Source organism: Pedobacter jejuensis (assembly GCF_003725795.1).
Classification (GTDB): Bacteria; Bacteroidota; Bacteroidia; order Sphingobacteriales; family Sphingobacteriaceae; genus Pedobacter; species Pedobacter jejuensis.
Map to the genome: position 1 here is coordinate 99,263 of NZ_RBEE01000002.1, position 14,180 is coordinate 113,442.

Consider the following 14,180-nt stretch of genomic DNA (forward strand, 5'->3'; position numbering starts at 1 on the left):
GGGTTTTTGGGTGTTTCGTTTTTTGGGCTCAAAGTTTCATAAAGAATTTTAAGATATGGATTCGATGCAGGAAATACACTAATCACCCATTTTCTATCTTTTATGCCAACAAACTAATTAACCTCCAAACGTCGAAAAAACTTACAAACAAACCAATTAACAAACTATCCCTAACCATCCAAAAAACTAACAAACTAACCAACCAAAAAACCCAACCACACCTACCACATTCTAATATACGACGGCACTTTATAAATGTTATTCAGCAGTAAGCCTAACACAATTTCGTGGCTACCGTTGCTAACCGTGTTTAAATCAGAAGTTGTAAAATCGTAAGAGTAAGTTAAGTTTACGATTTTACCAATGTTAAAACCTGCCATAGCAGCGAAAGAATCATCTTTACGATAACTTCCTCCAAGCCAGATTTTATCTCTAAAAGCAATTTTCATATTCAAATCTACCGATACCGGAGCAGGCTGAACATATTTAACCATTACAGATGGTATAGCAGCAATCTGTTCATCCAGGAAAAATTTATATCCTGCCGTAGCAAAATAATGTGGAACCTCTTTGCCTGTATTGTAGTTATCAGAATTTGTAAAACTTAATTTTTGTGATAACACTTGTTGTGCTGAAACACCGGCAAACATTCGGGCTCCATAAAGCCAAACGCCAACACTTAAATCTGGCCTCAGCTGACTAATAAAAGCGTTTGTTAATGCCGGGTCGGTTTGGCTATCCGGAAAAGTAAGCGAATTAACATCTAATTTAATGCTCGAAACTCCCGCCGCTGCACCAACGGATATATTGAAATTATTGCTTAATTGTAAATGATAAGCATACGTTAAATTAGCATCTATTCTTGAAATCGGACCTGCCTTATCTTGAACTACTGTAACACCCATACCGTGGTGGGCTGGAGAAGAAGTATAGTTTTGTGTATAATTTCTATCCATCGGGTCGCCACTTTGTTCTGGAAAGGAAGTTAAAGCATTGCTCCACAAATGATTATCACTAAGCGCCCAATGTGCAGAAACAAAAGAAGTTTGCGGCGCATCATTAATTCCCGCCCATTGCTTGCGATAACCAGCCTTAAAATCGATATAATTTTCAATTCCCGATATTGCAGGATTTAATAAGTATTGATTAAAAATATATTGCGTGTACTGCGGTTTCTGCTGACTAAAACTTTTGAAACCAATAAATAGGGCGATTATGATGAAGTACCTTTTCAATTCTATCTGATTATGGTTAAAGGGCCGGTTATTGATTTTCGCCCATTTCTTGGATTGATAACGTAATAATAAACGCCAACGGGCAAAGGCTCATTTTGATAATTGCCATCGAAAGGCACTTTATATGCATTGCTGAAAAACACCCTGTTACCGTTCCTATTGAAAACCTCAATCGTTGCATTTGGGTAACTTTCTAAATATTTGATGTTCCACACATCGTTAACGCCATCGCCATTTGGTGTAAATGAATTTGGCGGAACTAAAGCTTGTAACACAATAACTTTATAAATTACTTTTACGGTACATCCATCACGTGTAGTTGCTGTTAATTCATAATCTGTATCTTTCTCCGGCGATGCTATTGGATTTAAAACATTGGCACTATCTAAACCTAAAGAAGGGCTCCAGTTGTACGTTAAACCCGAACCTGTTACAAAAGCAGGAAGTTTAACCTGACCACCAGCAAGAATATAAAGAGTGGCTCCCATATCTGCAGTTGGCGATTCGTATACGTTTATGGTTCTTGAAATTACTTCTGCACAACCATTGATAGCTGTAAAAGTATAAGTAATTACATGCGAACCGATGCTTACAGATTTAGGATTGAAATTACCATCTGCATCTACCCCATCGCCAGAATATATTCCTGAACCTGCAATACCTGAAGTTTCTTTTGCCTGGTTGATTATAACTGAGCCATCATTTTGGCAAGCAGCAGGAATATCTGCAAACTCTAATATTGGGGATGGTTTAAGCGTAACAATTTTCGATGTTTCTTTAAAACAGGTTTCTCCTGAATAAGCAACTAGTTTTATGGTATAATCTTTAGTAGCTGAACCGCCAAAAGGCAAATAAACTAAATGAATATCATCTGAAGTTGGATATATAATCGTCTCAAAAACTTCGGGTTCATCTACAAAATCTTTATAAATAATTATTTTAGTTATTTTACCAAAAAAAGCGCTCGAAGAATTATTAATTATAACATCTTTATTACTACATAGGTTGGTTTGGTTTTGAATAGAAAAATCTGCTTTTTCCACTTGCCCATTTACTGTAAAAAGCTTTTGTTGAATAACCTGGCAGCCATTTTCATTGGTAATTTTTAATGTTACTAAGTAATCTCCAGCAGTTAGATAAGTGTGTTTACCATCAATATCACTGGAGGTATTTGTTGAAGAACCAATTTCTCCAAAGTTCCATTCATAAGTTAAACCATTTGTAGTACCATTAACATTTTTAGATGTATTTTTAAATATTGCAACTCCATCATCAAAACAAACTGCTGGAGTTGTAAAATCTGCTGTAGGTAAATCGGTAATTGTGATGGTTTTTATGGTAGATGTACTACTGCATCCCATATCAGATGTAGTTCTTAGGGTTACACTTTTAGTTCCAGTACTTAAATACTGATGTGTCGGATTTTGTTCTATTGATTTTGGTGTTCCATCACCAAAATCCCATTCCCAGGAAGCTATTTTTGCATCAGCATAGATTTCCTTGTTTATTTTTGACAAATCCTCAAAGCTTACACTGGTATTAATGCAGGTTGTTGTATTACTAATGGAAAATTCAGACACAGGAATAGGGTAAACCATAATGGTCTTTTTAAGCGGATCAGACCAACATCCATCCTGTGTTCCCACACTTAATGTTACTGAATGCGGTCCCTCTGTATTAAAAGCAAATTTTGGATTCTGATCAGTAATTATTGTACCATCAAAGTCCCATTTCCATTTGGTTATTTGATTATCAGCTAATGTACTCTTATCGATGGGCATAAATTCGATTCCCAAACAAACTTTTTCATCTAAAGTAAATTCTGTTTTTGGTGCTTCCTTAACAGTAAAATTGCCTTCTATTTCTTCTGTCAGACCGCAATTTGTAGCATTTAAATATGTTACATTTACAGTAAAAGTATTATCTCCGGGTGTTGTAATTATTATATCATCAGGGTAAGTGTAAGTGTAATAAATTTTTCCTCCTATGCTTGTTTCTATTGGTGTGAGATTTGTTTGATTCTTTGTATACGCACCTCCAAGATTCCATAAAATTTCTGAAGCAGGAGCAGATAAATTAATTTTTAGTTTAAAAGGTTCGTTAGAACAACTTGATGTAATACTTTGATTGGCCAAGTTGCTGGTTTGAAAAGTAAAACTTTGAATATTTGCACCTGCTAGATATGCATAGGATTCGACATTACCGTAACCATAGGCTATTGCAGAGAACCCACCATCAGATGTTAATCGATGTTGCGCTTGTAAGTTTGTAACGTCAATAACAGCATAGCTATATTCAGAACCAGGTATATTTACAAACGATGAATTGAAATTAGCACCATCAAGTTTAAAAGTTACTATATCTATAGTTTTAATGATAACATTAATAAAATATTTATTAATTGATGTTGGAACTCCTAATGATCGAATATTTGAAAAGACAGTAATATCATTAAGCGTTTGTTCAACTGGATTTAATAAAGTTATTTCAGGATCGCCAGGAAAAGGTATTGATGCATTCATACCAGTAGCAGTAGGATTACTTAAGTTACAGGTTTGCGAAGTTTGATAATGAGCTAATGCTATAGGCTTGGAGCCCGAAACAATGTTTGGTGCCGTAGAAAAAAACGTTATAACGGAACCTTTTGCATAAGGATTAGTTAAAGGCAAACCATTAGCATTTGATGTGCTACCATTTACATTAATTATTGTATTATCTTCTGATACGATAATTTTGAATGCATCTGTATTTCCATGCAACGTATTATAAAATGGTGCAGTAACAAAATTTTTGCCCCAAGAATTTATTGGAAATATCTGTTGATACAGATTATCACCACCGCTTGGTGATCTTGAATTACCGTCTTCACAGAAAGCAGTCCAAGTATTACCAGAAAAAAATGCAATAGGCTTACAATCACCCACACTACTTACATAACTTCCAGTCAAATCGCTAATAGATTGATACTGATAAATGTCACCTTTATTTAGCTGAATAGTGAATTTAGTATTTGCAAGTCTATTCCCACTTCTTGAAGTTTGAGTTGGTGTAATTTCTACTTCAGTTCCATCTTTAGTAGCTAAAACTGTGAATTGAGAATATACTGTATTAGAACCAGAATTACCCCCAAAATTTTGATACGAGAACGCATAGTAATCTTTACCTAGAGTATTGGTAGGCAAAATCATTGAGCCACCAGTTCGCGAGTTATTGGATATGATTGCATATAATGAAATTGACTTATCAGTTACGACATGTATTGCCTTGTCAGTCTCCTTAACTTCCGAAGATGAAATATAAACGTTAAATGCATTAGGGTTTATAATTTCTTGTTTAGATGTATTGGCAGCGATACTACCTGTTGCAACGACGGTATTTCCAATAGAAACGGTATAATTGGTTTGAACATCAGCAGAAAGGATCAAAGTCATTCTGGATGTTAAATTATCCACGTGTGCAGAATATGCTAAATAAAAATCTTTGCCTTTATTTGATGAGCTTTGCCCAAAACTTTTTAAAGAAAACGAAAATACAAAAACAATAAAAACCAAAAAAGCAGTCTTCATCATTATTAATTTATTAGGAATGTAGTTTGCATTTGGTTGGATATCGAAATGCAATATACTATTTATGAATATACAACAAAAGCACTAAGCAGTTATTTAACAATTTTAAATTGTTAAACTATGGTTTTGTGTAAAAAAGACGAAAATTGATAGAATAAAAAAAATGATTTTAACTTCTAAAGCCTTAAATATCTATGCGATAAATAAATACATTTAGAATATCATGAAGAAAAATTAATTACTTATCCGGAGGTTCATCCTTACCTTCTTTAAATTCTTTAATACTTCTTCCAATCCCTTTCATTAATTCAGGTAGTTTTTTACCTCCAAAAATTAAAAGAATTACTGCACCAATTAAGATTATTTCCACGACCGACATATTAGGGTTTTCAGTAATATACGATTTATCGGCGCTTAAGTTTTATTTTAATATATTATTTAAACTAATAACGCTTTTAAGCTTCTTGCTTTTACTTTCGGTAAAGCTCCATGCCGCATAAATTCAGCAAATCCTTTTAGTTGTTTAATAGATTTAACAGCCTCATAACCAAAAGTATAACTTCTTATTTTATTCAACAACATAGTGTCCGTTTTAAATAAATCACTTTCTGATAATATTTGCTTCTTTATTAAATTTTTAATCAACTCAGCCATTTTTCCATTTGCATAAAGGTAAAGCGGCAGTTTAAATACATCCTCATTAAGTTTTATAAAGGTTTCATTAATCCAGAGCACTTCTTTTTTGCTGTTTATCGCAATTTTTCCATTCTTAAGGATTACAGCTTTTAAAAATTCTTTTGCTCTTTGTCTCGATATAATTCCGGCGTAAACACCATCACGTAATGTATAATCCAATCTATCCGCACAAAGCGCTGGTAAAGGCTGCTCTAAAATATCAAACTTGCTAAACAAAATTTGATTTACACTATATCCAAATTTTATCAGTACATCAGGAATTTCCGACTTGTACAAAACTTCGGCAAATACCTTTTCGTGATAATCTTCTTCAACGTTATCAAAAACATAATCTCCAACATGAGAGAAAGCAGTATGTGATACATCATGCAATAAACCGGCAATTTGTTCAATTTCTGTTCCGCCTAATTTTTTGATTAGCATGGTTACACCAATAGCATGCTCTAATCTGGAATGACAGATATCTGGATTTACCAAATAGATAGCGCCACTCTGGTGGATTCCGGCCAAACGCTTTAAAGCATCAGTTGCTAAAAGTTCGGTAAATACATCTGGCAATTCCATTTTACCATACAAAAAATCGCTTAGCTGCATCATATTAATAATGTTCAAATTGTGAAAATCAATACACGAAATTACTAATATTTTTAGTTAAATAATTAATTATTATTCCACATTTAACTAAATTTTATAGCTTGTAAATTAACTTTCAATTATTTTGAAATTGATTATTACAATAACATGATTAAGAAATTGTTGTGTAAAAAAACAAGGAAATCATATTAACGTTATACTTGTAAAAAAACAGGTATATGGCAACTGCTCAACAAATTCGACAAGCATATCTTGATTATGTTTTAACCAACAATGAGAAACCAAAATCGGTTTACGTTTTCGTTAAAAAACTTAAAATTACCGAAGCTGAATTTTATCAGTTTTATGCTTCGTTCGAAAGTATCGAAAAGAATGTTTGGTTTCAATTAACGTTCGAAACCATTACAAAAATTAAAGAACAAGAGGTTTGGCTTCAATATTCCTCTCGTGAGAAAATACTTTCCTTTTTTTATAGCTACTTAGAAAATTTAAAAAACGAACGCAGTTTTGTTATTTATAGCTTAAAAAATCAAAAAGGAAAATTTGAAATGCCAAATGTGCTTTCTGGTGTTAAACCTATCTTCGAAAATTTTGCTGAAGAAATTATAGCTGAAGGTTTGGAAAGTGGCGAGCTTGCCGAACGCAGGTTTTTAAGCAAAAGATATAAGGATGCTTTGTGGATTCAGTTTGCATTTATTTTAAATTTTTGGATAAATGATGATAGCGATGGTTTCGAAAAAACAGATGAAGCGATTGAAAAAGGCATAAATGTTACCTTCGATTTATTTCAGCACTCTCCAATAGATAACTTGTTTGAGTATGGCAAGTTTTTAAGCCGCAATGGCAAGTACGCAGGTAAAATGGGTTTTAATTAAATGAAAGAACAAAATAGTATTCCTGTAACAAAGGTAGAACGATCTGCTAAATTTGTAAAAACTGGTTTTCAAATTGGCGGAAATTACATAAAACATTATTCTAAAAAATTGTTCAATCCAGAAATGGATAGAGAACAACTTAATGAAGATAATGCCACAGATATTTACAAATCTTTAAGTGAACTTAAAGGCAGTGCTTTAAAAATTGCGCAAATGTTGAGTATGGATAAAAACATACTTCCAAAATCTTATGTTGATAAATTTACGCAGTCGCAATATAATGCTCCACCCCTTTCCGGACCATTAATTGTAAGAACTTTTACCAAAAATTTCGGCAAAACGCCAGAGCAGATTTACGATACTTTTAACATTAATTCTACAAATGCAGCTTCAATTGGTCAGGTGCATCAAGCTACTTTAAAAGGTAAAAAACTTGCGGTTAAAATCCAATATCCTGGTGTTGGCGATAGCATCTCATCAGATTTAAAATTGGTAAAACCTTTTGCGTTCCGCTTGTTGGGCATGTCTGAAAAGGAATTAAACATTTACATTAAAGAAGTTGAAGAAAGACTATTAGAAGAAACGGATTATGAACTAGAAGTTAAACGTTCTATTGAATTTTCTGAAGCTTGCAAAAATTTGGATAATGTAGTTTTCCCAACGTATTACCCTGAACTTTCTGGTAAAAGAATCATATCCATGGATTGGATTGATGGATTACACTTAAAAGAGTTTTTGCAGACTAATCCGTCACAAGAATTAAGAAATAAAATTGGACAAGCCCTTTGGGATTTTTATAATTTCCAACAGCATGAATTAAGGGCAGTACATGCAGATCCGCACCCGGGTAATTTTATGATTACGCCTGATGAAAAACTGGGGGTAATTGATTTTGGTTGTATAAAAGAAATGCCTGATGATTTTTACTATCCGTTTTTCTCATTAATTTCAACAGATGTCATTAATGATAAAGCAAAAACAATTGATGCATTTAGGCAGCTTGACATGATTCATAAAGATGATACTGCATCGCAGGTTGAGTTTTATTATAAATCGTACAAAGAAATGATTGAGCTTTTTGCGAAACCATACATTAATAACACTTTCGATTTTAGTCAGAATGAGTTTTTCGAAAAGCTTTATGAATATGGCGAGAAAATAGCCAAAATGCCTGAATTTAAACAAGCCCGTGGCGTGAAGCATTTTATTTATGTAAACCGAACTAATTTTGGTTTATATACGATCTTACATGATTTAAAAGCTGTAGTAAAAACAGATACTTTTAAACCTTCATTAAATAAAAATTAGGTATTCCGTTTAACCACTTTTACCATATCATCAATATCAAAAGGCTTTTGAATGTAATCATCAGCCTTGCTTTCTTCTGCAATTTCAGGAAGTTTTTCTGACGTTGATGTAAGAATAGCAGACACATCTTCTGTTTTAGGATCAGACTTAAGGTCTTTAACAACTTTAGAACCTTTTTTTGATCCTTTTATATGATCATCAATAACAACCACATCCGGATCTATCTCCTCAATTTTATCTATAGGATCGGTTGTTAATGATGGCGTTACATCAAATCCCTCTTCTTCCAATATCTGGTCCATAATGTCCAAAATATCTTTGTTATCCTGAACGAGAACAACCTTTTTCTTCATGTGTGGTGTTTGGCTTATTTTGCATAAAGATACTAAAAAGTATAACTACACATCATATTTAGAATTATTTTACAAATAGACAAAAAATACATTTGGTTCGTCTGTTTTTTACACCTGTTCGTCGATTAGTTACCAATGCTGGTATAATATCAAGTAATCGACTGCAACGTTTTTATGTTGATGGCGTCTTATCTACAAAACAACTTAAAAACTTAAATAATAAATAATTTTAAAATACAGCATTATGAAAACCTCAATCAAAACTCTAATCGCAACATCATTAACAGCTATTGTTTTAACAACAACTACATTTGCAACCAGTGTAATGGCGGCAGAAAAATATCCGGTATCATCTGAGTCATCTACCAGCTACAGAAGAATAATTGTTAAAGGAAATGTAGAAGTAACGCTTGTACAAAGACAAAACGAAGGCATCAATTATGCTGATGATAATTTAGGAAATGCAAAAATAACACAGGAAGGAAATATATTAAAAATCAGTTCGAATGATAAAGAAGTAAGCAAGCTTACTGTATATGTTAACGACCTTTACAGAATTGAAGCTTCTGAAAATGCAGTTGTAAAAACTAATGGAAAACTTAAAGCTAGATTTTTACAAATCTTTTTAAAAGACAATGCTTTTGCACAGATTAATTCAAGCACAGAAGGTTTATATACAGTAATTAAAGATAATGCTGATTTAAAATTAAGCGGCGCTACAGATAATCATACATTAGTAATGGGCAACACGCCAAAACTTACCATTGATAAATTTGCAGCCTTAAAAACAAATATTAGCTCAGTAGAATCTAATGATGCTATTGAAGTTGCTGCCAACATAAAATAGAGCTTATTTATCAGGAAGAAAGCGATGAGGAAAACCTTATCGCTTTTTTTGTGTCCAACATTTTTGGGTCGAGATTTATCTTCAGCATTCCTTCAGATTTGAAAGTTAACTTCGATGAAATTTCCTTTTAATGAAAAAATTATTTAAAGGTAGATTTGCACTATATTTTGCATTTCTGACTTTCTTCATCATATTTTCTTTTACAGTCAGAACATTACTCTTTATCTCTGCATGTCATCACACCGATTTCACATTATTCGAAATTGTAAAAATATTTGGCATAGGATTGTTCTTCGATATAGGCACCGGATTAATAATTGCACTTCCATATGCCCTATTTTTATTATTTGTATCTGATAAATTGTACCGCAAGAAATGGAATAAAATTTTTACTCCAATAATTTTATTCATTTTTATCGTTATTACTCTTTTCTCTTTTTTTGCGGAATTAACCTTTTGGCAAGAATTCGAAAGCAGGTTTAATTTTATCGCCGTAGATTATTTAATATATACTTACGAAGTTATACACAACATAAACGAATCCTACCCAATTCCTTTATTACTTGCTGCAATATTGATAATAGCCTTTGTGATTACTTATGGTTTGTATAAGCTTAAAATTTTTAGTCAAACTTTTGAAAGTGCATCCACTAAAAAATCAAGAAGTGTACCATCTATCACATTAATAGTTTTTGCTGTTGCATTTATCATCTTTGTTAAAAATTCCTGGGCAGAACAAGGTAATAACCATTACACCAATGAGTTAAGCAAAGCTGGTACATATTCATTTTTTGCTGCATTTAAAAACAATGAACTGAATTACCAGGATTTTTACAGCCAAGTTGACGATAAAATGGCTTTCGAAATTATACGAAATCAGCTAAAAGAAAGCAATAGTAGTTTTATAAACTCTGGAAAATCCATTAAAAGAATCATTTCAAGTAAAAACAAAGCCTATAAACCTAATGTAATCACAATAACGATTGAAAGTTTAAGTGCCGATTTTTTGGCGCATTACGGCAATACACAACATTTAACACCCTTTCTTGATTCTTCAGCAAATCAAAGTGTATTTTTTAGCAACATGTATGCAACAGGAACCAGAACTGTTCGAGGTATGGAAGCACTTACACTGTGTATTCCGCCAACGCCTGGAAGCAGCATTGTAAGGCGAATGGATAATGAGCATTTATTTACAGTTGGACATGTTTTTAAAAATCAAGGCTATACCAATACATTTTTTTATGGTGGCGATGGTTATTTTGATAACATGAATCACTTTTTTGGAAACAATGGTTATAATATTGTTGATAGAGGTAGAAAACTTTTGAATGAAACATACGATGGTAGCAGAACCATGATTCAAGATAAGGACGTGACTTTCGAAAACGCATGGGGCATTTGCGATGAAGATATTTTTAATGTGGTTGTAAAAGATGCAGATGAAAAATATAAACACCATCAGCTATTTAATAATTTCATAATGACTACTTCGAATCACAGGCCATACACATTCCCTGCCAATAAAATAAATCTTGCACAGGGTACGCGAGAAGCAGCAGTTAGATATACAGATTATGCCATCGAAAAATTTATTGAAAAGATAAAAAATAAGCCATGGTTTGAAAATACGGTTATTGTAATTGTTGCAGACCATTGTGCCAGTAGTGCTGGTAAAAATGAAATCGATATTTCTAAATATCAAATACCCTGTATGATATTAAATTTGAAAAATACAGCAAACACCAATATCAATAAAATGACTTCTCAAATTGATGTTTTTCCTACACTATGGGGGTTTATAGGATGGAATTATACCAATGACTTTTTCGGAAAAAATGTGTTGGATAGCAACTATAAACCAAGAGTAGTTTTAGGAACTTATCAAAAGCTGGCTTATATGCAAAACGATAGTTTGGTGATTTTAAGTCCGCAGCGAAAAATAGAAAGTTACTTATACGATAAATCAAAAAATGAACAGCGGAAAGCAAATTTTTCAAAAGAGTTTACCAATAAAGCAATTGCAAATTATCAAACTGCTTATGAACTTTTTAAAAATGGAGGATTAAAAGAGTAGCTTTTTCATTGTGGAAGATTAGAAGAAACCTTAAGCTAAAATAGTTACAAAGCCTATATTAAGCTTTGTAACTAATAACCTGAGGAGTTCAATTCTTAATTTTCATTCACATCATTAATAAGTTTTTTTTCTAGTTTACGTCACCCTGAATTTATTTCAGGGTCTTATATTGCAGGAAAGATGCTGAAATGAATTCAGCATGACGTGTCGTACAAGCAAAACGGCTATAAAACAGCAAAATATTAAGTTTAATAATCAAACTCAGTTTAATAATGGATATAACAAAAATTGGCCTTAAGACAATATAGATTTCTCTAATTTTCGTTTAAGCTCATATCTTCAGTTTTCGCGTTTACCAATTCTCGCTTTGTATTTTTACTTAAATATTTAACGCCTACTCTCAAAGCTTTTAACCCTGAAACGCCTTGAAGTTCTTCCAAATCCAATTGCTCCAAATCATCATTTAAATAACCTTGATCTTGCAAATATTTAATGTATTCGATGTATTCCTTAGCTTCTTCTGCATTGAAATAAACCATCGCAATTTTATCTGGCTGGGTTAAACGTTCTGATGTATTTTTAATTAAAACCTTATCAATTCGTTTTTTAACAACCTCATACCTAATATTATATGCACCTTCCACATCAAATCTTCTTTCATCATTTCTAAAGCTGATATCAATTGAATTCGAATGGATGAAAACCAATTGAGTGGTTTGTAATGGTCGTGGCATTTCGCCTATTAAACTTTTAGAAAGCCTAGCAATTTCTACCATTGATGTAAGCTGCCATAAGCGAATATTTTTCAAATACAGCAAATCGAAAGGTTTGTTAGGCGCAATTTCCTGACCGATGTAAATATCATATTCAACACCATCGGTTCTAAATTTTGCAAAATAACAAGGGTATGAAGCCTGAAGATTTTGTTGAGCTGTTTCTAAAAACTGACTCACTTCCATATTAATGGATTGCATCGAAACCTCCAGTTTTCTTCTATTCTCATAAGCTAAACCAGTTTCAGGTATAATCTCAGCAAAATAATCATCTACAATTTCGGTTACCTCAGGATGATTTAATTTAATAACGGAAAAGAAAGGATAAACCTCAGCGCTCAAAAACTCATTCAACAGCATTTCTTCATTGCTAGAGGCAACGTTGCTTATACGAACAATCCAATCATTACAATTAAAAATGAGCTTCTCTATAAGTTCTAAAGGAACAAACTTCCGAATACCTTTTAAAGTTTTGATGATATTTAAAAGGTGTACATGCATATCCTCTTTTAAAGCTTGGTTACGCTCATTAGTCGAATTCCTGATGTCAACCGCACCAAATAAAGGGTACATATTTTTGAAAGTAATTGTATCGATCTGTCTGTGCTTTCTACTTTCTTTATTTTGTCGAAGAAAATGCCAAACTGCCTCATTAAATTTCCATTGAACAGAAGGCTGCAAAGCAGTAAATTTATCCATCAAAACGGCATCCATTTTGGCATTAAACTCCTCAATACTATATTGAAAAAGCTGTCCAATTAATGGCATTGCAGGGCGTAATCTCGATAATAATTTATCATCGACAGCCATTTCTTTTGTAGAATAAACCTCAAGTACGCCAGCCAACTGCTTATTGTAATAAATTGGCAAAACAGAATATGAACAAACACCAGCAGCTTTTAAAACGCGTAAAAACGGATCTTTAACAATCTGATCCTCATTAATAGAACTTACAAAAATTGCTCTTGGATCTTCTTTATATTTATCTACTAAAGAGTAAAAAACCTCTTCTTCGAGGTTAGATGCTTTAGCAGAATTTATCAGCATACTTTGAGAAAAATCCTGATTATCAAAAACCAATTTATCATTAACAGTTAAAAATGGCATTAAACCAAATTCTAAGTCACCATTTCCACTCAACGTTTTTAAAGCCTGAATAACGTGATTATAGGCTTCTGTTTGATAATTATGATCAACCAATGCACTTCTAATTCCTTCTATTGCATGCTGTAACGTTACATCAGTTATTGATATTACACTAAAACCTTCAAAAGTAAATTTCTTTAGTGGAAGATTTTTATCCAGGTATTCTATTTCTGTTCCCTCCTGGAAATGTTTAGCCAATTCTTCAAAATTCAATTCGGGCAAGCTACCTTTATGCTGAATATCAATAAATTGCGTATCATTTTGAATGTTGTAATACTGCGTTAGGTTGTTTTCGGTATTTACATGCGCATAAATAATATCATTTTTTAACACCGAGGTAAAGCTGTAAAATCTATTTAAAATTAAATTATAAATAAATTTTAAATGCTTCATTTGCGCCGATTCATCTTTACCAGTATTTACTTTGGTTTTAGGATCGTGATCTTTAAAGAATTGATAGAAAGCATTTGTACTGAAGAATATTTCATCAGGTACAGGCGTACTCAACGCCCAATACAATTCATTTTCGTTAGCCATTAAAGGCGTCAAAATCGTGAATATTAATTCAAGCGTATCTTTATGTTTTGCTAATTCTTGCGTAGTTATATTTCCAAGTAAAGCGTCTTCTTTCTCTATTTTTTCCAATAGAAATCTGTAAAACTCAGATTTAACGGTTTTCTCGGTTTTCAATCTGTTCTTCAGATAATTTA

10 protein-coding genes are annotated in these 14,180 nt (G+C 32.6%); 4 read left to right on the forward strand and 6 right to left on the reverse strand.

Going from position 1 to position 14,180, the window contains the following annotated elements; genetic code table 11:
• Positions 1 to 221: 221 nt before the first annotated feature.
• From D7004_RS01150 to D7004_RS01165, 4 genes are all read right to left on the reverse strand, one after another.
• Positions 222 to 1,235: a PorP/SprF family type IX secretion system membrane protein gene (locus D7004_RS01150; protein ID WP_123204036.1), complete on the reverse strand. Its 1,014-nt coding sequence runs from the start codon at positions 1,233 to 1,235 to the stop codon at positions 222 to 224.
• 2 nt (positions 1,236 to 1,237) lie between these two features.
• Entirely contained in the window at positions 1,238 to 4,804 is a 3,567-nt protein-coding gene (locus D7004_RS01155) for a PKD domain-containing protein (protein ID WP_148042731.1), read from the reverse strand.
• 235 nt (positions 4,805 to 5,039) lie between these two features.
• A complete protein-coding gene (locus D7004_RS01160) occupies positions 5,040 to 5,180 on the reverse strand; it encodes a Sec-independent protein translocase subunit TatA/TatB (RefSeq protein ID WP_123204038.1) in 141 nt (46 codons plus the stop codon).
• A 59-nt stretch (positions 5,181 to 5,239) separates the two neighbouring features.
• Positions 5,240 to 6,094, reverse strand: coding sequence for an HD domain-containing protein (locus D7004_RS01165; RefSeq protein ID WP_123204039.1), 855 nt, complete (start codon positions 6,092 to 6,094; stop codon positions 5,240 to 5,242).
• 215 nt (positions 6,095 to 6,309) lie between these two features.
• On the opposite strand from D7004_RS01165, the gene D7004_RS01170 reads away from it, so the two are divergent.
• Both D7004_RS01170 and D7004_RS01175 read left to right on the forward strand, forming a co-directional pair.
• Entirely contained in the window at positions 6,310 to 6,966 is a 657-nt protein-coding gene (locus D7004_RS01170) for a TetR family transcriptional regulator C-terminal domain-containing protein (protein WP_123204040.1), read from the forward strand.
• A complete protein-coding gene (locus D7004_RS01175; RefSeq protein ID WP_123204041.1) occupies positions 6,967 to 8,274 on the forward strand; it encodes an ABC1 kinase family protein in 1,308 nt (435 codons plus the stop codon).
• Here the strand turns inward: D7004_RS01175 and D7004_RS01180 are convergent.
• The gene (locus D7004_RS01180) at positions 8,271 to 8,627 is read right to left on the reverse strand and encodes a response regulator (RefSeq protein WP_123204042.1); all 357 of its coding nucleotides are present in this window, start codon (positions 8,625 to 8,627) and stop codon (positions 8,271 to 8,273) included. The two genes, D7004_RS01175 and D7004_RS01180, sit on opposite strands and share 4 nt — an antisense overlap.
• 244 nt (positions 8,628 to 8,871) lie before the next feature.
• Between D7004_RS01180 and D7004_RS01185 the strand changes: the two genes are divergently transcribed.
• Positions 8,872 to 9,474, forward strand: coding sequence for a GIN domain-containing protein (locus tag D7004_RS01185; RefSeq protein ID WP_123204043.1), 603 nt, complete (start codon positions 8,872 to 8,874; stop codon positions 9,472 to 9,474).
• 130 nt (positions 9,475 to 9,604) lie between these two features.
• The gene (locus tag D7004_RS01190; RefSeq protein ID WP_123204044.1) at positions 9,605 to 11,551 is read left to right on the forward strand and encodes an LTA synthase family protein; all 1,947 of its coding nucleotides are present in this window, start codon (positions 9,605 to 9,607) and stop codon (positions 11,549 to 11,551) included.
• 314 nt (positions 11,552 to 11,865) lie between these two features.
• Here D7004_RS01190 and D7004_RS01195 read toward each other — a convergent pair whose 3' ends face one another.
• The gene (locus D7004_RS01195) at positions 11,866 to 14,160 is read right to left on the reverse strand and encodes a GAF domain-containing protein (RefSeq protein ID WP_123204045.1); all 2,295 of its coding nucleotides are present in this window, start codon (positions 14,158 to 14,160) and stop codon (positions 11,866 to 11,868) included.
• Positions 14,161 to 14,180 lie beyond the last annotated feature (20 nt).

Excerpts from the sequence above, each read along its gene's own strand:
- D7004_RS01170 (WP_123204040.1), top strand. The coding sequence starts at position 6,310 with ATGGCAACTGCTCAACAAATTCGACAAGCATATCTTGATTATGTTTTA.
- D7004_RS01175 (WP_123204041.1), top strand. The coding sequence starts at position 6,967 with ATGAAAGAACAAAATAGTATTCCTGTAACAAAGGTAGAACGATCTGCT.
- D7004_RS01190 (WP_123204044.1), top strand. The coding sequence starts at position 9,605 with ATGAAAAAATTATTTAAAGGTAGATTTGCACTATATTTTGCATTTCTG.
- D7004_RS01180 (WP_123204042.1), bottom strand. The coding sequence starts at position 8,627 with ATGAAGAAAAAGGTTGTTCTCGTTCAGGATAACAAAGATATTTTGGAC.
- D7004_RS01155 (WP_148042731.1), bottom strand. The coding sequence starts at position 4,804 with ATGATGAAGACTGCTTTTTTGGTTTTTATTGTTTTTGTATTTTCGTTT.
- D7004_RS01165 (WP_123204039.1), bottom strand. The coding sequence starts at position 6,094 with ATGATGCAGCTAAGCGATTTTTTGTATGGTAAAATGGAATTGCCAGAT.
- D7004_RS01160 (WP_123204038.1), bottom strand. The coding sequence starts at position 5,180 with ATGTCGGTCGTGGAAATAATCTTAATTGGTGCAGTAATTCTTTTAATT.
- D7004_RS01185 (WP_123204043.1), top strand. The coding sequence starts at position 8,872 with ATGAAAACCTCAATCAAAACTCTAATCGCAACATCATTAACAGCTATT.